Raw genomic sequence first — 18,406 nt, 5'->3', positions numbered from 1 at the left:
GTTCAGCCCCGGGCGACGTAGGGGACGAAGTCGGCCCAGGCGGTGGGGGAGAGGGTGAGTTGGGGGCCGGTGGAGTTCTTGGAGTCGCGGATGTGGATGGTGTGGGGGAGGGCGGCGGCTACGGCCACTTCGACGCAGTCGCCGGAGCCGGTGCTGCTGTAGCTCGACTTGAACCAGACCAGTTCCGTGGCGCTCATAGATCCCCTCGCATCCGCTGCAACAGGCTCTCGGAGTCCGGGATGGTGAGAGCCTGTGAACGCATCCTGGCATACCGCCCTTGGAGGACACTGACCACTTTCCGGTCGGCGATCAGCTGGCCGCTCTCAGGGGCTTCCGTATAAGCGAACCACTTGTTCTCCGAGGTCTCCAGCAGCTGCATGGGACCGTGCAGCCCGGCATGGGACTCGCGCACCAGCGGCATGATCTGGATCTCGACGTTCCGCAGCTCGGAGACGTCCAGCAGATGGCCGATGAGTTCTCGCGTGGTCGCCGTTCCGCCCGTTCGGCGAAGCAGCAGTTGCTCCTCGATGATGAAGCTGAACGCGGTGTTCGGGCGTTCCCGCAGCAACCGCTGACGTTCTGCCCGTGCTGTCCACTGTGCCTCGATCTGCTCGTCCTTCAGGGGCGGCAACTCGTCGTGGAACAGCTGCCGCGCGTATGCCTCGGTCTGCAGCAAGCCTGGAAGCAACCGGCACTCGTACGTATAGAGAGTGATCGCCGCCGCCTCCAGCCTGGCCCACTTCCTGAACCACGCCGCCAACCCCGGCTGTCGCCCCAGATGCTGAGCCGCCTTGATCAGCGCACCGGTGTTACCCAGCGCCCTATCCACCCCCTCCACGAACGCCGCGTCCGGCATCCTCCTTCCCAGCTCCACCGAGGCCACCATGTGCTTGGAGTAACCGATGACCTCGGCCAACTCCTCACGACTCAGCCCCGCATGCTCCCGCAGCGCCTGGACCATCGCCCCGAACGTCCGCAGACTGTCGGACGACTCCGGCTCGCCGCCCCCGGCGACTCCGCCGATCCCCACCACGCCGCCGCTGTCGGCCACCATGGGCCACCTCCCGCGCACCCGCCCACCCGAACCACACCGTTCCAACGCCCATGGTTACTCGATGTCACCAGTACCGTCCAGTGCGTAACCGTGTACGCTCGCGCAGCGTACGCGGCGTGGAGCTGGTGAACGGGCCGTTCCGCAGGCCACATTGGCGGCATGACCGCACCGCCCGCTCCGCAACACCCCGTCACCGTGCACGCGTTCACCCAGCGGTTCAGCTCGACACCGCTGGGCGCCCGCCTCGCCAGACACCTGGCCCTGCACCAGCTGCACGCCTGGGGCATCCGGTACGGCTCGGAGGCGTCCGACAAGGCGGCCGTGGTCGTCGCGGAGCTGGCCGCGAACGCGGTGACGCACGGCCGGGTCCCGGGCCGGGACTTCGAGCTGCGCCTCTCGCTCCCGACCGGCTCCCTCCGCATCGAGGTCACCGACACCCGCGCCGAACGCCTGCCCCCGCGCCCCGGCACCGTACGCCCGGCCCACCCCCTGGGCGAGGACGGCCGCGGTCTGGTCCTCGTCGACGCGCTCGCCGACCGCTGGGAGGTCCAGGACCGCAGGCCGCCCGGCAAGACCGTCCTCGTCGAGATCGACCTGCCGGACTGGCGCTCACTGATGAGACGGCTCCCGGAGCGCAGGCCGCCGAAGAGGCGCGGCTAGCACCTCAAGGCGCGCGCCCCGCCGGGCCCTCACCCTGCGCCGCACCGCCGCAACAGACAGGAATCCTGTCGATTAATACCGGCGGGTTGGGAGGTTTGACTCTGTGCGGGGCCTGTGAGGGCGGGTGAGACTCCCGACGCGGCACTGAATCCGGCCGGCGGCTTCAGTCGCGTACGAGGAGGGGAATCACGTATGACTTCGACAAGCACGGTCCCGGGGAGCCCCCGTGGCCACAAACGCCGTTCCCGATGGCTCAGTGGAAAGTTCCTGGCGCTGTTCCTGGCCGTGGCGACGCTGCTGGGCGGCGGAACGTGGTTCGCCACGTCCCAGGGGCAGCAGGCCAGCGCCGCCGTCGACGACGGCACGAACTTCCAGTTCCCGACGGAGAAACTGGACACCGCGATCGCCTACTGGATGAGCCGGGGCTTCCCCTTCGGCAGGCGGACCGACCGGATCGACATGTCCGACCCCAACGACCCCACGAACGCGGCGACGAACCGGGTCGGCTTCATCATGCGCGGTGGCTTCTTCCTCGACGCCGCCTCCGGAGACCTCACCGACTTCATCCGGGGCATCCCCGGCACGCAGGAGCCACAGCTCCTCGAGTACGACATCGACATCCGGCCGACCCGGGGCACGAACCGCGGTGACGAGCGGATCGTCCGGGACAACGTCAACGGCTTCATCTTCTACACCCCCAACCACTACACGGACTTCCACCTCTACCAGTACCTGGAGGGACCCAACGCGTCGGACGTGACCATGCCCGTGCCCGCCCCCGTGTGCCGGGAGAGCGGAGGGGCCATCACCTGCCCCAACCCCACGGCGGGCGCCGCGGATCTGCGGGTCACGGAGGAGACGCCCACCGCCGAGGAACTCACCGACCAGCCCGCCGAAGGACCGAGCACCCCCGGCCCCGACAGCAACGACGCCCCCGTCAACGACCCGGGGTTCGAATCGAGCAACAGCGACCTCCTGGGGATAGCGCAACAGAGGGGCGACAACCAGGCCTCGGAGTGGGCGGTCCTCATCACCGCCCTCTGGAGGCTCTTCCTGGACCCCAGCAACAGCAGCCCCAAGACCGAACTGTGAGCGCGGGGGCCTCTCGGTGGCTCGGGGATGCCGACACCCCGCCACCGGGAGGCCCTGTCCGCGCTCGCGGCCGTCACGGGGCGACGGGCCCTCGCCCGCCGTCACTAGGTGACGGTCAGCAAGTCCCGCTGGTCCTCCGGCAGTTCGACCCGGTCCGCGTACAGCAGCGCGTGCCCCGGGTCGAAGACCAGCGCGACCTCCCCGGCCAGCCCGCCGTTGCCGCTCAGCACCTGGACCACCTGGTCGCCGAGGCGGACGTCGTACTCGTAGCGCGAGCCGACGTAGGAGCTGGTGATGACCTGGGTGTCGAGCCGGTTCACCCCGGCCGGGGTCTCGGCGGAGGCGACGACCTCCAGGCGCTCGGGGCGGACGGCGACCGTGACGGAGTCACCGGTCGGGACGCGGGCGTCGCTGTCGACCCGTACGACCTCCCCGCTCGCGTCGAGGAGCACGCTGTGCCGGGTGCCGTCCACGCTCACCACCTTGCCGGTGAGGAAGTTGCAGCGGCCGACGAACGCGGCGACGGCGGGCGCGGCGGGCTTCTCGTAGATCTCGTGCGGGGTGCCGATCTGGATCATGTTGCCGCCCTCCATCACGGCGATCCGGTCGCTGAGCGCGAGGGCCTCGTCCTGGTCGTGGGTGACGTAGACGGTGGTGATGCCCAGCTCCTCCTGGAGCCGCTTCAGCCAGGCACGGGCCTGCTCGCGGAGCTTGGCGTCCAGGTTCGACAGTGGCTCGTCGAGCAGCAGGACGCTCGGCGAGTACACCAACGCCCGTGCCAGCGCGACGCGTTGCTGCTGCCCGCCGGAGAGCTGGTGGGGGTAGCGCCCGCTGAGCGCGGCGAGGCCCACCTTGTCGAGGGCGTCGTGGATGAGCGTCTTCTGCTTGTCCTTCGGGACCTTGCGGATGTTGAGGGGGAGGGCCAGGTTCTTCGCGATGGTCATGTGCGGCCACAGCGCGTACGACTGGAAGACCATGCCGAGGTTGCGCTCCTCGGGAGGCAGGAAGATCCCCGCGCCGGCGTCCACGAAGGGCTTGCCGCCCACCGCGATCGAGCCCTCCGTCGGCTGCTCCAGACCCGCGATGCAGTTCAGCGTCGTCGACTTGCCGCAGCCGCTCGCGCCGAGCAGCGTGAAGAACTCGCCGTCCTTGATGGTGAAGGTGACGTCCCGCAGCACGGAGTTGTCGCCGAAGGTCTTGGCGAGGTTCTTGACGGTCACCTCAGGCATGGTGCTTTCCCTTCATGAGCAGTCCCGCGAGTGCGACGAAGACCGCGGTGATGCCGATCTGGAGGGTGGCCAGCGCGGCGACGGATCCGGCCCTGCCCTGCGTCCAGAGACTGAGCATGGTGGTGCCGAGGATGTTGTTGTCGGCCGAGGAGAGGAAGACGGCCGGGGAGTACTCCTTGAGCATGATCACGAAGGTGAGGATCAGCGCTCCCGCGAACGCCGGTGTGATCAGGGCCCGCAGGACCCGGAAGAAGGTCATCAGCCAGTCGGCGCCGGAGACCCGGGCCGCGTTGTCCAGCTCCCCGCCGATCTGCATGATCGCCGGCGCCACCGAGCCGAACGCGCTGGGCAGGGCCCGCATGCCGAAGGCGATGATGACGGCGTAGATCGTGCCCTGGAGGACCGAGCCCATCCCGAAGGGCGCGAGTGCGAAGGCCCAGAAGAAGCCGATACCGATGATGATGCCGGGGAGGGACTGCGGGATGAGGGCCAGGTATTCCACCGCCCGGCCGAAGCGGAACGTCGACCGCCGGGCCACCATCACCGCGAACACGGCCAGCGCGGACACCACGACCGAGCCGACACCGGCCACGATCATGCTGTTGTACAGCGACTGCACGTAGTTGTCGGAGTCGAAGACGATCTCGTAGTTCTTCGTCGTGACCGTCCGGAACGGCGACTGCAACGGCGTGAAGACCAGCGTGAACGACCGCATCACCAGGCCCGCGATCGGGACGACGGCGCCGACGATCACGTAGAACCAGATGCACGCGATGCTGACCCACTTCAGCCAGCCCAGGTCCAGCTTGCGCGGCCGGGTCACCTTGCCGCGCACGGACACGAACCGGGCCGCGTCCTTCAGCAGCTTCGCCTGTACGGCGACCAGGCTCAGCGTGACGACGAGGATCACCGTCGAGGCCGCGCCCAGCATGGTGTAGTCGGGGTCCACGGACTGAAGTCCGTTGTGGTAGAGGAAGGTTGAGAAGACGTCGATGCTGACCGGCTGGCCGTACAGCAGCGGCACGCTCAGCGTCTCGATGGAGACCGAGAAGACGAGGATCGCCGAGTAGACGATCGGGGGCCGCAGCAGCGGCACGATCACCTGGGCGAGGATCCGGAAGGGACCGGCCCCGCAGACCTGCGCGGCCGATTCGAGCGAGGCGTCCGACTGGCGCAGGGCGTTGGCGCAGAAGACGTACGCGATCGGGGCGAGCGCCACGGCCTCCGTGAGGGCCATGCCGGGGATCGAGTACAGGTTCCACGGCACCGAGCCGAAGAACTGCTGCACCTTGACGCTGACGAACCCGGCCGGGCCGTACATGATGATCCAGCCGAAGCCCAGGATCAGCGACGAGATGAAGAACGGCCACTGCATGGCGAGGGCGATCAGCCGGCCGCCGGGCAGCTTGGTCCGGACGACCACGATGGCCATCGGGATGGCGATCGCCAGGCTGAGGATCGTGGTCAGCGACGCGAACAGCAGGGTGTTCAGGGCGACTTCACCGAAACCGGCCTTGGTGAAGAGGTCGGTGTAGCCGCTGAGGGTGAAGGCGCCGCCCGCCTCGTAGAGCGGGCGGTTGCGGATGCTCTGGTAGAGGGTCGGGACGATCGGGGCCAGCACCAGGACGGCGAGGAACGCCAGGACCCCGTACTGGACGACCGTGTCCCGTCCGATGCCGAAGGGGCGGCGGTAGCGCGGGGGCCGGAACGTCTCCGCGGGTGTCTCGTCCGCCGGTGTGCGGGGTGGCTGGGTGAGGGTTGACATCTGAGCTGACTCCGATCGTCCTTGAGAGCTGCCTGCCTACGGAGTCCGTCTACTTACGGAGTCCGTCGAAGCGCTCCAGCCAGGCCGCGGAGTCGTCCTTGGAGACCGGCTCGTACTTGACGTGGATGATGTTCTCCTCGCCGACCGCGTCCACGACCTCCTGGTACGTGTGCAGGCCCTCGCCCTTCACACCGTCGCGGTACGAGGCGAGACCGCCCTCGGCGACCGCGCGCTGACCCTCCTCGGAGAGGGCGAAGTCCATGAAGAGCTTCGAGGTCGCCGGATGCGGCGCCTCGGCGGCGATGCCCATGCCACGCGGCAGCACGACCGTGCCGTCCTTCGGGAAGACGATCTTCACCAGGCCCGCGCTGTCCTCGACCACCGGGTAGGCGGGGGAGGCGCTGATCAGGAAGCCGGCCGTGTACTCACCGGCGACGATCTTCTCCAGCTGCGTGCCGGAGGAGGTCTCCGGGCGGGTCAGCGGAAGGATCTTCTCCAGGTCGTTCCAGGCCTCCGGGTTGCCCTCGGTGAGCGCCCGCGTGACCGTGAACCCGAACGAGCCCTCCGGGTCGCGGACCGTCACCTTGTTCTTGTACTTGCCCTCGTCCTCCGTCACGATCTTCGCGAAGTCCGTCAGGGTGGTCGGCGGGGTCTCCATCAGCGACGTGTTGTACGCGATCGTCATCGGGTCCTGCGACAGCGAGTACACGCTCGGCAGCAGCTCCGCGTCCGCGCCCAGCTCCTTCAGTTCGGGCGACTTGTACTCCAGGACCGTGCCCTTGCGGGCCGAGAAGTCCGACCACGCGGTCGCCGCGCTGGAGATCAGCACATCCGCGGGCGAGGAACCGGCCGCGTTCTCCGACAGCGTCTTCTGGAACAGCTCGTCGCTGTCCAGCTCGTTGACGGAGACCGTCTTGATGAAGTCGTACTTCTTCTTGAAGTCCCGGACGATCGGCGCCATGTTCTCGTCGCCGAGGTTGGAGTAGACGGTGAGCTTGCCGCCCTCCTTCTCCGCTGCCGCGATCAGGTCGGCGTAGTCCGCCGGGTAGTAGTCCGGCACCTTGCCCGCCGAGATCTTGTTCTCCGCCACCTTCGGCGCGTCGCTGTCACCACCGCCGCAGGCGGCCAGGCTGCCGAGGGCGAGCGTCGCGGCGCACGCGGTGACGACGATGCGTCGCGTGCTGGTCTGGCTTGATCTGGCCATGGTTCTCCTCCTGGCGCGTGCCTTCTGGCAGCTGTTGCCGGGAGGTTAGGGACCCAGGTCAGGCCGGTAAATCCCTCATCCGTCAGAGCTCGTACTGCTCGTATTGGTCGTTGAGTTAGTGACGCGAGTCACCCTCTCCGAGCAGGGGTGACTGGCTGGGAATGATCGCCTTTGAGATGGGCCGTGAGCTGCTGGAGCCGTGCCCAGGCCCCGGTGTCCGTGCCGTCCCCGAGGGGGTAGTGCAGGGCCGGGCGGGACGTCGGGCCGAGGTGCCGCGCGCGGACCTCGACCGGAGGGCGGCGGGCGTGGTCCAGGCCGATGGTGTGGACGTCGTCGGGACCGAGCGTGAAGGCGTACGGGATCGGCGGGCCCTCCAGCCGGGGCGCGGTCGTCAGGTCGGCGCGGGCCACGCGCACCGAGGTCAGCATGGTCCGCAGCCCGTGCTCCCGGACCAGGGTGTCGGCCAGCGCCTCGATCCGGTCCAGCGGCGGTTCCTCACCGGCCGCGTACCCGAGCGTGAGGACCGCCTCCTCCTCCACGCCCTTCGTCGTCCGGGTCACCCGGACCGTGGCCAGGGCCGGTCGCTCCGGGGTGCCGACCACGATCAGCTGCGTCGGCTCCGGCGCCCGCTCCCGGGCCAGATCGGTCAACTGCCGCGGCGACCAGGGCAGGTTGACCGGCTCCGCCGTACCCCACCCCACCGGCCCCGCCCCCGTCAGCACCCGCCAGACCGCCTCCAGCGCACCGCCCAGCAACAGATGCTCGTCGGCCCGGTGCACGGTCCGGAGGGCCACGACTAGCTGCCGGCCGGGGGCGTCGTCCTGGCCGTTGTCCTGGCCGTTGTCATGGCCGTCGTGCTGGCTCGCCGGGCGGGTGAACGCGGACGCCACCGTCGCCGTCCCGTCCGCCGCGAGCGCGGGGGAGAACGCGCCGTCCTGCCAGCGCAGCACCGCGCCCGACAGCCCGTCGTAGTAGCCGCACTCCGGGTCCTGGACGACCCAGCGGTTGGGGACGCGCGCGAGGGTCGTCCGGGCGGCGGGAGTCAGGCGTACACCGCGCGGTGTGACGATCTGCAGGGACCGCCGGGACGCCACCGCCGTCCGCATGATCTCCGCGAGCCAGCTGGTCAGCGCCACCACCGGCCGGTCGATGAGGACGACCGCCGCGTTCTCCGTCACCACGTCCACGGCCGGCTGCCCCGACCCGGCCGAGGGCACGGCCGACACGTCGACGACCTCCGTGCCCGCCGCCTCCGGGGGCCAGGTCGCGCCGCCCAGCAGCGCGTTGAGCCGCCCGCACACCACCCCCGCGAGCCGCTCCGCCTCCGGCACCGCCGTGGACGCCCGCGCCTCCGTCCACCAGAACGGGGCCGCCATGGCCTGCCCGAGCAGCCGCTCCGCCTCACCGGGCACCTGCACCAGCACCGGCGACTCCACCGACACCAGCGGACGCCCGCCGGGCCCGTGCAACTGGACCACCGCGCCCTCGGCCGCCGCCGACAGGTCCAGGTCGGAACCACCGGCGTACAGACTCGTCATGAGCGCCCACACATCGGGCATCTTGGGGGTCAGGGCGATGACGTCCTTGGTCATGGGCGGATCACGGGCGGTCGCCCTCCTCGCTGTCGAATGCCGTGCTGTCGAGTGCCGTGTCGAGTGCCGTCTGGATCAGCTGATGGGCGCGGCCCCGGCGGACCAGCGTGCCCCGCCCGGCCGGCTGCGCCGACGCGTACAGACCGGGGAAGAGCTGCCCCTCGCTCCGCTCACCGGTCATCAGCAGCGCGGCCGTACCGGTCTCGCGGAGCGTCTGCAGCAGCGGCTCGTACATCGCCCGCGAGGAGCCCGCCACCCGGCGGGTGATCACGAAGTGCAGCCCGATGTCCTGCGCCGACGAGACGTACGGCAGGAACGGGGCCAGCGGCTGCTGCCCGGCGGTGGTCAGGATGTCGTAGTCGTCGACCAGGATCACGATGCGCGGCCCCTTGAACGCGGGCTCGTCGGTCAGCGCGTCCGGGTCGGCGCTCTCCGGCATCCGCTTCTCCAGCTCGCTCGCGATCCCCGTCGCCAGCCCCGCCGCGAGCTTCGCGTTGTGCGCGTACCCGCCCCGGTACGGCTCCGGGATCACCCCGCGCAGCCCGCGCCGGGGGTCGAAGACACCGAACACCAGCTCCTCGTCCGAGTACCGCTCCACGAGCCGCGCCGCCACCAGCTTCAGCAGGTTCGTCTTGCCGCACTCGTTGTCGCCCAGGATCAGCAGATGCTGGTCCGCGCCGAACAGGTCCAGCAGCGCCGGGGCCAGCGCGTCCTGGTCCACCCCTATCGGCACCCGGTGCGGCTCGGCGACCACCGACGGCAGCCGCGCGGACGGCAGCCGGGTCGGCAACACCCGTACCGGCGCGGCCAGTTCACCGTGCCAGGTGGACCGTATCGTCCGGGCCGCGTCCTCCAGCGCAGGACCGAGGTCACCCGTCGACGGCCGCCCGTCGAGACGGGGGAGGGCCGCCTGCGCGAACAGCTTGCCGTCGGTCAGGACCCGGCCCGGCGTGTCGGGCGACAGCGTCTCGGACAGCTTGCGGTCCACACTCGAATCGCTCGGGTCGTTGAGCCGCAGCTCCACCCGCGTCCCGAACATCGACTGCGTCGCGATCCGTACGTCGTTCCAGCGCAGCATGCCGCCGACGACATGGATGCCGTACCCGCCGCCCCGCTTCAGCAGATCCACGACCGTGTCGTCCAGCTCGGCGAACTCGTCGCGCAGCGCCCCGAACCCGTCGATGAGCAGCACGATGTCCGTCGACCCCAGCTCCGGCAGCCTCCCCTGCCGGCGCAGTTGCCGCAGCTGGTCGACGGAGTCGATCCCGTGCTCGCGGAACAGCTCCTCCCGCTCGACCAGCATCGTCCGCACCTCGGCGACGGTCCGCGCGGCCCGCTCCCGGTCGGCCCGCCCCGCGATCCCGCCGACGTGCGGCAGCCCGGTGAGCGCGGACAACCCGCCACCGACCAGGTCGAGCCCGTAGATACCGACTTCGGCGGGGGTGTGCGTGGTGGCGAGCGACAGGGCGAGCGTCCGCAGCAGGGTCGTCTTGCCGGACTGCGGGCCGCCGATCACCGCCGCGTGCCCGCCCGCGACCGTCAGATCGAGCACCCAGTGCCCCTGCCACTGCTTCGCCGGATCGTCCAGCACACCGAGGGGCACCCGCATCGCGCCTTCCCCGGCCTTCCCGGAGGCCAGCCGCAGCCCGCGCTCATCCACCCGCACGGGCCCGGCCGCCGCGTCCAGCGTGATCGCGTCCGGCAGCGGCGGCAGCCAGATCCGCCGCACCGGCCGTGCGGCGGAGGCGAGTTGGTCCACCATCACCGACATCACGGTCGGCCCGGTCTCCCGCTTGGTCGCCTTGGCCTCCGCCGGGGCCGCACCCGTGGCGGACCCGCCGTCGAGCGTGTTGTACGTCGGATACGTCCAGGCCAACGGCGTGTCGTCCTCCTCGGTGACCAGCGCCGGGCCCCGGTACGCACCCGACACGTACCCCGCCTTGAACCGCTCGTACGTCGACGTGTCCACCTTCAGATAGCCGAAGCCCGGCAGCGGCGGCAGATGGAAGGCGTCGGTGGTGTCGAGCACGGTCCGCGACTCGTCGGCGGAGAAGGTGCGCAGCCCCAGCCGGTACGACAGATAGGTGTCCAGCCCCTTGAGCTTGCCGCCCTCGATGCGCTGGCTGGACAGCAGCAGATGCACCCCGATGGACCGGCCGATGCGCCCGATGGAGAGGAACAGGTCGATGAAGTCCGGCTTGGCGGTGAGGAGTTCACCGAACTCGTCGATCACCACGAAGAGGTGCGGAAGCGGTTCGAGATCGGGCCGACGGGTGGCGCGCAGTGCGGCGTAGTGCCCGATGTCGGCCACGTTCCCCGCGTCCTTCAGCACCTGCTGCCGCCGCTTGACCTCGCCCGCGAGGCTGGAGTGGACGCGCTCGACCAGCCCGGCCTGGTTCTCCAGGTTGGTGATCACCCCGGCCACGTGCGGGAGTTCGGTGAACGGGGCGAAGGTCGCGCCGCCCTTGTAGTCGACCAGGACGAGGGCCAGATCCTCGGGGGAGTGGGTGGCGGCGAGCGCCAGCACCAGGGTGCGCAGCAGCTCGCTCTTGCCGGAGCCGGTCGCGCCGACGCACAGCCCGTGCGGGCCCATGCCCAGCTCGGAGGACTCCTTGAGGTCGAGCAGCACCGGCTCATGACGGTCCGTCAAGCCGATGGGTACGCGCAGGAATTCACGCTCGCCGCGCGGCGCCCACAGATCGGCCAGGTTCAGCGCGGCCGGGTCGTCGACGCCGAGGAGGCCTGGGAAGTCGACGGGCCCGGTGACCGGGGTGCCCTCGGCGGCCGACTCGGCGGACAGCCGCAGCGGTGCCAGCAGCCGGGCGAGGCCCTCGGCCCCGGCGGCGGTGACCTGGTCGGAGGTGCCGTGCGCGGCGGGGGCGACGGCCGGTGTCGCGACGGCCATGGGGTCCGGATCGCGCAGGTCCTCCACCACCACCTGATCGCCCCGCACGGTGATCCGCACCGACACCTGATCGGGTTCGTGCACCTGCTCCTCCAGCAGATGCAGCACGGTGACGCCCATGTCCGCGAGCCCCACCGCCGTGTCCGGACGCGGCAGTTCGACGGCCGTCTCCCCGTACTCGTCGCTCACGACGAGCATCCGGGACGCCAGCCGCAGCGCCTTGCGGTCGGCGAGGCCCCGACGCACCTCCGCCGCGTACGAGGCACGCCGGCCCAGCTCGTGCCGGACGTGCCGCGCCAGCTGCGGCAGGCTCGGCGCGATCCGGCGGGCCGCCACCGGACCGTCGTGCTCCTGCGAGTCCAGCACATGGGGCAGCCACTTGGCCCACTCCCAGTCCGCCAGCCGCTCACCCGGCACCCCGAGCGCCACGGCCACGTCGTCCGGCGCGTGCGCCACGGCGACCTGCACGAGGAGCGCGCGGGCCACCCGCAGCACACCCTCCCGGTCGCCGACCACGCTGACATTGCCCGCGCGGTCCAACGGCACCGTGATCGGGCAGCCGCCCGCGATCGAGTACCGCGCCAGCAGCGCCCGCGCCTCGTTCAGCATGAACGGGTCCGGCGGGGTCAGCACCCCGCCCTGGTTCTGCCCGATGGCCAGATGCGCCACGGGTACGTCACCGGTGCCGACCCGCACCCGCAGGAAGTCCGCGTCCTGCCGCCGCCGCTCCCAGAGCCGGGCGGGGTCGCGCACCAGGTCGTACAGCGCCTCCGGGGGCGGATTCAGCACCCGCGCGAGCCCCCGCCGCTCCCGCTCGTCGCTCCCGAACTCCTCGCGCAGCTCCTCCAGATACTCCAGATACCGCTCCCGCTGTGTACGCCGGGTGCGCTGGGCCTTGCCGCGCTGGGAGAGGAAGAGGGCGACCGCGCCGAGCAGCGCGACGACCAGCACCATCGCACCGATGGCCGCGAACTGACTGTTGCGGATCACGGTCATCATCACGACCGAGCCCATGACACCCGCCATCGGCAGCAGCGCCGTCGCCGCCGTCCCCGCCTTGCCCTCCGGGAGGTTGGGCGGCGGCTCGATCGTCCGGGCACCGGTGGCCCCGAGCGGCCGGGTGCTCCGGGCGGGCCGATGGATCACCTGCTGGGTCACGACCGGACCCCTTCTTGTTCTTCCGGTTCTTCTTTTTCCGTAGGCCGGTGGTCGCTGTGCCGGTGGTCCCTCATCGCATCCTCACCGCCCGGTTCATCACCTCGGCCGCGAGCGTGATCGCCGCCTCACGGGTCTCCTGGCCCAGCAGGGCGGTGCGGATGGGGCCGCCCTGGGCGAGGTGGCGGTCGTAGGGGAGGGGGACGACATGGACACCGGCCTCCTTGAGATGGGCGACGGCCGTCGCGCGGTCCAGCGTCTGATCGGGGGAGTTGACGGTCAGCGCGACGACGGTCGAGGCGAGCGCGGAATGCGGCAACTGCCCGAGCCAGTCCAGGACCTGCCGGGTGCCGTTGACCCCCTCGGCGGTCATCGGGGCGACGACCACGCGCGCGTGGGCCGTGTCCATCGCCGTACGGGCCACCTCGCCCGGCAGGGTCTCGCAGTCGACCACGGTCACCGCGAAGTAGCGCCGCAGCGCGAGGGTCACCGTCCGGTACGTACGGATGTCCAGCGGGGCCCCGACCCGGCCCTGGCTCCCGGGCAGCAGCCAGCCGCCGTCGGCCACCGGCACCAGGTAGCCGGTGACATCGGTGAGCCGCATCGCCGGGTTGAGGATCCGCGCGAGGTCGGCCGCCGCCCAGCGCACCGAGTCGGCGCCCATCCGCACCGGCAGGGTGCCCAGCGCCGCGTCCGCCTCCATCGTCAGCACCGGGTCGTGCCGGTAGTGGTTGAACGTCCGCCCCAGCAGCGCGGCCGTCGTCGACTTCCCGACCCCGCCCCGGATCGACGTCACGGCGATCACCCGCCCCGTCGTCACCGGCTGCTGCAACTCCCGCGCGATCCGCGTCTCCTCCACCACGTCCCGCGCCGCCGACGAGGCCAGCTTCCGAATCGACCGCCCCGTCCGCCGAGCCACCGACTCCCCGTGCTGCGGCCGCCCTAGCGCATGCGCGAGCCGGGGATCGACAGTGGGCACGGCGTCGGGGGCGCGCAGGGGGGTCTGGGGGGCGTGGGAGGCGCGGGGGGCGGGGGCGGCGGGGGTTGCCCCGGGCGAGGTTGAGGGGGCTGCTCCGGGCGGGCCCCCGGACCCGGGCGCGGCACCAGACCCGGCCGAGCCCCCGGACCCGGGCGCGGGGTGACCGCCGGGTTCCCCTTGCCGATCCGCGTCACGGAACACGCCCGGCCGCCGTGCGTCACCGGCCGCCCCCGGCGGCTGCGCGGCGGCCTGGGGGACGGGGTAGGGGACGGCGTAGGGTTCCCCGGCGGGTGCGTACGACACGGGCGGCCCTACGACGTCGGGGCCGACCGGCGGCTGCGCACCACGCTGCACCGCCTGTTGCCCACCGTGCCCCGACAGCCCAGCCCTCTCAGCGCCTTCGGCCCTCTCGGCCCCTTCAGGCACCGCAGGCCCGTTCGTCGGCTCGGGTTCCTCCGCCGGCGCCGACCGCACCAGCCTCAGTGTCGGCTCGGCCCGGCGGGTGGGGGCCTCCGGTGGTGGTCCGGTGGTGGCGTCGCCGCCGGACGCCGCGTCCTGTCGGCCCAGCTCGCGCAGCACGTCCCGCTGCCAGTCCCCTGCCTGCGCCATGTCCGGCCCCCAGCTCCTAAGCGAACGTGTCGAGCAGTCGTCCGTACACGCCGAACACCCCGATGAGCAGCGGGAACAGAGTGATGACGCCGATCGATTCGAGAGTGTCGCCCAGGCGCCGCAGCCGGACCCGGACATGCTCGGCGGGCCGCACGGCGAGCACCAGCAGCGGAAGCGCGGCGAGCAGGACGAGGACGGCGAGCGGACCGGCCGCCTCGCCGGAGTGGTCCAGCCAGGCCGACACCAGCCGCACGGCCAGCACGGCCGCCGCGCCGAGCAGCACCACGACCTCCGCGACCAGCGGGAACGCCCGTGCGCGCAGCGCGAGGACGACCATGGTGACGGCGGCCAGCAGCACGGTCCACTTGGTCGGCGCACGCAACGCGAACACCCCGGCCGCCGTCGCCGAGACGGCCATGGTGACCGTCGCCAGCGCCAGCCCCCGGTGGGTGGCGGTGAGCGCCGCCGACACCTGGAGGCGGCTCACGGAGGCACCCCCGGAACGCCGGTCGTCCAGCCCGGAGAGCCCCGACGCCATCAACGCCAGCCGGGGCAGCAGCCCGAGCACCACCACGGAGACCACCGCGAGGACGGCCCCCACCTCCGCCTGCTCCGTCACCGACAGCGACACCGAGCCCGACACGGCCGCCGCGACCCCCAGCCAGCACACCGAGGCCCCGGCCAGCGCCCCCGCCCCGACCAGCCCACCCCGCCCGAGCGGAGTGAACAGCCCGAGCAGCGCCAGCGTCGCGACCCCGGCCGTGGCCATGGCGGCGACCTGCGGGGTCCCGGACCACTGCTGTGCCTCCGCCGCCGTCGACGCGCCGAGCAACCCCAGCGCACCCGCCGTCGCGATCAGCGTCGTCGACAGCGCCCGCTTCCCGATCCGCCCCAGCAGCGCGCCCGCGAGCGCGGCCACCAGCGCGACGCCGAGCAGCGCGCCCGCGACGACACCGGGCTCGTACGCGTCCCGTGCGAACAGTCCGGCGACCAGGGCCCAGCCGACCGTGGCGACCCCGGCGGTGACCCGGCGCGCGGCCGGCCGCCAACGCCCGCCCCGGGCATCGAGATCCTCGGCCGCCTCGTCCGTGACGTCGTGCACGACGGGCGCCGACGGCGCGTCCTCGGCCCGGACCAGCCGCAGCACCGCGCCGTCCGGAATCCCGGCCGACTCCAGCGTGCTGTCGTGCGCCAGCGCGGAACCGTCCGCCGTGACCAGATGCCGCAACTCGGGCCGCTCGCCCACCCGGTCGTCGAGCAGCCGCATGACCTCCGGGAGCAGCAGCCCGACCAACTCCCGGGACGGCAGCACAAGATCGACCCGCCGCCGCTCACCGACCAGCGTGACCCGGCTGAGCGCCGTCCGCGCACCACCCGTGGCCTGCCCCGACGTCCCCGTAGATGTCCCCGTAGCCATCACGCGATCGAACCTATCACCGGGCGGAATCGCCGGTCGGGGCTGTGGAAAACCCTGTGGACAACGTGGGGGAGGGAGTGGAGGGCGGCGTGGAGGACGGCGTGGAGGACGGGCTCACCGAGGGGGCGGGCGAGGGGCTGCCCGAGGGCTGCACCGAACTCCCGTACGGACTCTTCCCGATGATCCGGTTCGACACGAACGACCACCCCACACACCCCGCGCACAACACCGCCGCGATGACGATCCCGGCGAAGACCTTCCCGACCCGTTCGTCCACCGAGCGCCGCTGCCGCTGCGCCCCGAACAACAGGGCGTCCCGCAACCGCCGACGGCGCACCGACACCGACTCCAGCAACTGGCTGTCGTAATCCTGCGCCGCCACGGCTACGGAACCCCCCTCGCCTCTCGCCCCGTCAGCCGATCTGGTCGACCGCCGCGCGGGCCTTGGCCAGCGTGGACTGCGCGGTGCCGTCGTTCTGTTCGAGCGTGGTGCGCACCAGACGGATGATCTCGCGGACCTCGCCCGCGGCCTTCTTCCAGCGCTCTTCCTTGCCGTGGTAGTCGTCCGAGACCCCGTCGGCCTGGAACTCGGTCATCGCGGCCTTCACGGCGGCGTCGCGGTCACTGAGCACCCGCTCCAACTGCCCCACGATCGTGCCGAGCGCGGTCTGCACCTCGCCCGAGGCCCCGGTGTCGTACGAACGGCGGTCCTGGTTCTGAGCCATGAGTACTTCCCCCTCGTTCCTGCTCGTCGCTGCGTATCGCTGCGTATCGCTGCTTATCGGGCGCCGAAGCGGGCCGCGTCGAAGTTGGCCAGGCCCATGTTCTGGTTGGCGTTGTCCTGGGACTCCGTGTCACCGGTGCCGAACGCGGTGTCCATGCCCGACTGACCGCCGAGGATCGCGGCGAGCGAGCCGTTCAGATCGGCGGTGATCTCGTCCGCGCGGTTCTTGAACGAGTCGAACGCCAGCTTGCCCGCGCCGTTGAACTTGCCCTCCAGCGGTTCCGCCGCGCTGATCAGCAACTGGATCAGCGTCCCCAGGTCGTCGCTCGACCCGAGCGTGCTCTTGCCGAGGTCGGCCAGGGTCGTCGACCCCATGTCGAACTTCACGTCGTTCCACCCCCGTGTGTCCGGTTCACCTACGTCTCGAACATGCTCTCCCACAACGCGTTGCACCCGCAACGCGCTTACCCGTGCGGTGACACCATCGGGACATAAATCGAACAGCCCCGTGGCGCGATCGAGGCCGGAAAATTCTTGAACCGCCGTACAACCCTCCCCGCACCCGGCGGGTCATACGTGGCATCAGGACTTCCCGGAGGGGGATCTGGGGGGATCGCGGGAGTTCTGACGGGGAGGGAAAAGCCGAGGGGCCCGGTCCACTGGACCGGGCCCCTCGAAACGTTCCGAAGCCGTGCCGTGCTGCTAGAAGAACACCCCGCACCGCAGCAGCACATTGGCGTACGGCCGCGCCTCCCCGGTGCGCACGATCAGCCGCGCGCCCCCCGACAGCTCCTTGAGCTTCTCGTGGGAGACCAACTCCAGGTCGGGGAACCGGTCCTCCAGCAGCGCCGTCGCCTCCGGGTTCGCGCCCCGCACCTCGCGCGCGGCGGTCGCCCCCTCGACCACCAGCTCGTCGAGCAGCCCGTCCAGCACCTCCGCGAAGGACGGCACCCCGGCCCGGAACGCCAGGTCGACCACGCGCGGCCCCTCCGGCACGGGCATCCCCGCGTCGCACACCAGCACCCCGTGCCCGTGCCCCAACTCGGCGAGGGCGCCCGCCAGATGGCGGTTGAGTATCCCGGCCCGCTTCACAGCGCCGCGACCTCCTCGGCGGTCGGGAACGACACCTGCGCCCCGGCCTTCGTGACGGCGGCGGCCCCGACCCGGGCCGCGTACGCGGCGGCCTCGGCCGGTGCCGAGCCCGCCCCCAGCTTCCACGCCAGCGCGGCGGTGAACGCGTCCCCGGCCCCGGTGGTGTCCACGGCGTCCACCTTCACGGCGGGCACCCGCGCACTCCCCTCGGCGGTGGCGACGAGCGCCCCCTCCGCACCCAGCGTGACGACCACCGAACGCGGCCCCAGCGCCAGCAGCGCCCGCGCCCACTCCTCCGGCGAAGGTGAATCCGCCGGATCACCCCCGACGATGATCCGCGCCTCGTGCTCGTTGACGATCAGCGGATCACACGCGGCCAGCACCTCCGCGGGCAACTCCCGCGGCGGCGACGGGTTCAGCACGAACCGCGTGCCCTCCGGCAGCCGCCGTACGACCTCGACCACGGTCTCCAACGGGATCTCCAGCTGCGCCGAGACCACCCGGGACGCCCGCAGCAGCGGCTCCGCCGCGCGCACGTCCTCGGGGGTCAGTTTCCCGTTGGCGCCGGGCGACACCACGATGCTGTTGTCGCCCGACGGGTCCACCGTGATCAGCGCGACCCCGGTGGGCGCCCCGCCGACGAGCACCCCGGCCGTGTCGACCCCGGCCGCCCGCTGCGAGTCGAGCAGCAGCCGCCCGTTGCCGTCGTCGCCGACCCGTGCCAGCAGTGCCGTACGCGCCCCGAGCCGGGCCGCCGCCACCGCCTGGTTGGCGCCCTTGCCGCCCGGGTGCACGGCCAGGTCGGAGCCGAGCACGGTCTCCCCGGCGCCCGGCCGCCGCTCGACACCGATCACCAGGTCGGCGTTGGCCGATCCCACGACCAGGAGGTCGTAGTCGTACATGAATGGTCCCTTCTGCCGGAACGGTGA

Annotated in this window: 16 protein-coding genes; 2 read left to right on the top strand and 14 right to left on the bottom strand. The window is 71.5% G+C overall.

Annotation, left to right across the window (positions count from 1 at the left end; translation table 11 throughout):
* Positions 1-2: 2 nt before the first annotated feature.
* A complete protein-coding gene (locus ACZ7MG_RS17815) occupies positions 3-197 on the bottom strand; it encodes a DUF397 domain-containing protein (protein WP_471379725.1) in 195 nt (64 codons plus the stop codon).
* A complete protein-coding gene (locus ACZ7MG_RS17810) occupies positions 194-1,054 on the bottom strand; it encodes a helix-turn-helix domain-containing protein (RefSeq protein ID WP_471379726.1) in 861 nt (286 codons plus the stop codon). Before ACZ7MG_RS17810 ends, ACZ7MG_RS17815 begins: the two co-directional genes overlap by 4 nt.
* 159 nt (positions 1,055-1,213) lie before the next feature.
* Between ACZ7MG_RS17810 and ACZ7MG_RS17805 the strand changes: the two genes are divergently transcribed.
* Positions 1,214-1,714, top strand: coding sequence for an ATP-binding protein (locus tag ACZ7MG_RS17805; protein ID WP_471379727.1), 501 nt, complete (start codon positions 1,214-1,216; stop codon positions 1,712-1,714).
* A 192-nt stretch (positions 1,715-1,906) separates the two neighbouring features.
* Complete coding sequence (locus ACZ7MG_RS17800) at positions 1,907-2,806, top strand: hypothetical protein (protein WP_471379729.1); 900 nt, start codon at positions 1,907-1,909, stop codon at positions 2,804-2,806.
* Positions 2,807-2,910: 104 nt separating this feature from the next.
* Here the strand turns inward: ACZ7MG_RS17800 and ACZ7MG_RS17795 are convergent, their stop codons facing one another.
* From ACZ7MG_RS17795 to rbsK, 12 genes are all read right to left on the bottom strand, one after another.
* Positions 2,911-4,035: an ABC transporter ATP-binding protein gene (locus ACZ7MG_RS17795; RefSeq protein WP_471379730.1), complete on the bottom strand. Its 1,125-nt coding sequence runs from the start codon at positions 4,033-4,035 to the stop codon at positions 2,911-2,913.
* On the bottom strand, positions 4,028-5,800 hold the full coding sequence (locus ACZ7MG_RS17790; protein ID WP_471379732.1) for an ABC transporter permease: 1,773 nt from the start codon (positions 5,798-5,800) through the stop codon (positions 4,028-4,030). Before ACZ7MG_RS17790 ends, ACZ7MG_RS17795 begins: the two co-directional genes overlap by 8 nt.
* A gap of 49 nt (positions 5,801-5,849) precedes the next feature.
* Positions 5,850-7,004 (bottom strand): ABC transporter substrate-binding protein, encoded by a 1,155-nt coding sequence (locus ACZ7MG_RS17785; protein ID WP_471379734.1) that lies wholly within the window; start codon positions 7,002-7,004, stop codon positions 5,850-5,852.
* Between the two features lie 128 nt (positions 7,005-7,132).
* A complete protein-coding gene (locus ACZ7MG_RS17780) occupies positions 7,133-8,596 on the bottom strand; it encodes a DUF6177 family protein (RefSeq protein WP_471379735.1) in 1,464 nt (487 codons plus the stop codon).
* A gap of 7 nt (positions 8,597-8,603) precedes the next feature.
* Positions 8,604-12,659, bottom strand: a complete 4,056-nt coding sequence (gene eccCa / locus ACZ7MG_RS17775; RefSeq protein ID WP_471379736.1) for a type VII secretion protein EccCa — start codon at positions 12,657-12,659, stop codon at positions 8,604-8,606.
* A 70-nt stretch (positions 12,660-12,729) separates the two neighbouring features.
* Positions 12,730-13,575, bottom strand: a complete 846-nt coding sequence (locus tag ACZ7MG_RS17770; protein WP_471379738.1) for a type VII secretion protein — start codon at positions 13,573-13,575, stop codon at positions 12,730-12,732.
* Between the two features lie 685 nt (positions 13,576-14,260).
* A complete protein-coding gene (gene eccD, locus ACZ7MG_RS17765; RefSeq protein ID WP_471379739.1) occupies positions 14,261-15,661 on the bottom strand; it encodes a type VII secretion integral membrane protein EccD in 1,401 nt (466 codons plus the stop codon).
* A 16-nt stretch (positions 15,662-15,677) separates the two neighbouring features.
* Positions 15,678-16,043, bottom strand: coding sequence for a hypothetical protein (locus tag ACZ7MG_RS17760; RefSeq protein ID WP_471379740.1), 366 nt, complete (start codon positions 16,041-16,043; stop codon positions 15,678-15,680).
* A gap of 31 nt (positions 16,044-16,074) precedes the next feature.
* Positions 16,075-16,386: a pore-forming ESAT-6 family protein gene (locus tag ACZ7MG_RS17755; protein ID WP_471379741.1), complete on the bottom strand. Its 312-nt coding sequence runs from the start codon at positions 16,384-16,386 to the stop codon at positions 16,075-16,077.
* Positions 16,387-16,439: 53 nt separating this feature from the next.
* Positions 16,440-16,772: a hypothetical protein gene (locus ACZ7MG_RS17750; RefSeq protein ID WP_471379742.1), complete on the bottom strand. Its 333-nt coding sequence runs from the start codon at positions 16,770-16,772 to the stop codon at positions 16,440-16,442.
* Between the two features lie 315 nt (positions 16,773-17,087).
* Entirely contained in the window at positions 17,088-17,477 is a 390-nt protein-coding gene (gene rbsD, locus ACZ7MG_RS17745; protein ID WP_471379744.1) for a D-ribose pyranase, read from the bottom strand.
* Entirely contained in the window at positions 17,474-18,379 is a 906-nt protein-coding gene (gene rbsK, locus ACZ7MG_RS17740; protein ID WP_471379745.1) for a ribokinase, read from the bottom strand. Before rbsK ends, rbsD begins: the two co-directional genes overlap by 4 nt.
* Positions 18,380-18,406: the final 27 nt, after the last annotated feature.

Source organism: Streptomyces sp. NPDC107538 (genome assembly GCF_055657445.1).
Note: the sequence above shows the minus strand (reverse complement) of the source record. Positions and strands in the feature narration are given on the sequence as shown.

Coding starts and splice junctions, on each gene's coding strand:
- ACZ7MG_RS17815 (WP_471379725.1), bottom strand. CDS start 197: ATGAGCGCCACGGAACTGGTCTGGTTCAAGTCGAGCTACAGCAGCACC.
- ACZ7MG_RS17810 (WP_471379726.1), bottom strand. CDS start 1,054: ATGGTGGCCGACAGCGGCGGCGTGGTGGGGATCGGCGGAGTCGCCGGG.
- ACZ7MG_RS17805 (WP_471379727.1), top strand. CDS start 1,214: ATGACCGCACCGCCCGCTCCGCAACACCCCGTCACCGTGCACGCGTTC.
- ACZ7MG_RS17800 (WP_471379729.1), top strand. CDS start 1,907: ATGACTTCGACAAGCACGGTCCCGGGGAGCCCCCGTGGCCACAAACGC.
- ACZ7MG_RS17795 (WP_471379730.1), bottom strand. CDS start 4,035: ATGCCTGAGGTGACCGTCAAGAACCTCGCCAAGACCTTCGGCGACAAC.
- ACZ7MG_RS17790 (WP_471379732.1), bottom strand. CDS start 5,800: ATGTCAACCCTCACCCAGCCACCCCGCACACCGGCGGACGAGACACCC.
- ACZ7MG_RS17785 (WP_471379734.1), bottom strand. CDS start 7,004: ATGGCCAGATCAAGCCAGACCAGCACGCGACGCATCGTCGTCACCGCG.
- ACZ7MG_RS17780 (WP_471379735.1), bottom strand. CDS start 8,596: ATGACCAAGGACGTCATCGCCCTGACCCCCAAGATGCCCGATGTGTGG.
- eccD (WP_471379739.1), bottom strand. CDS start 15,661: ATGGCTACGGGGACATCTACGGGGACGTCGGGGCAGGCCACGGGTGGT.
- ACZ7MG_RS17755 (WP_471379741.1), bottom strand. CDS start 16,386: ATGGCTCAGAACCAGGACCGCCGTTCGTACGACACCGGGGCCTCGGGC.
- rbsK (WP_471379745.1), bottom strand. CDS start 18,379: ATGTACGACTACGACCTCCTGGTCGTGGGATCGGCCAACGCCGACCTG.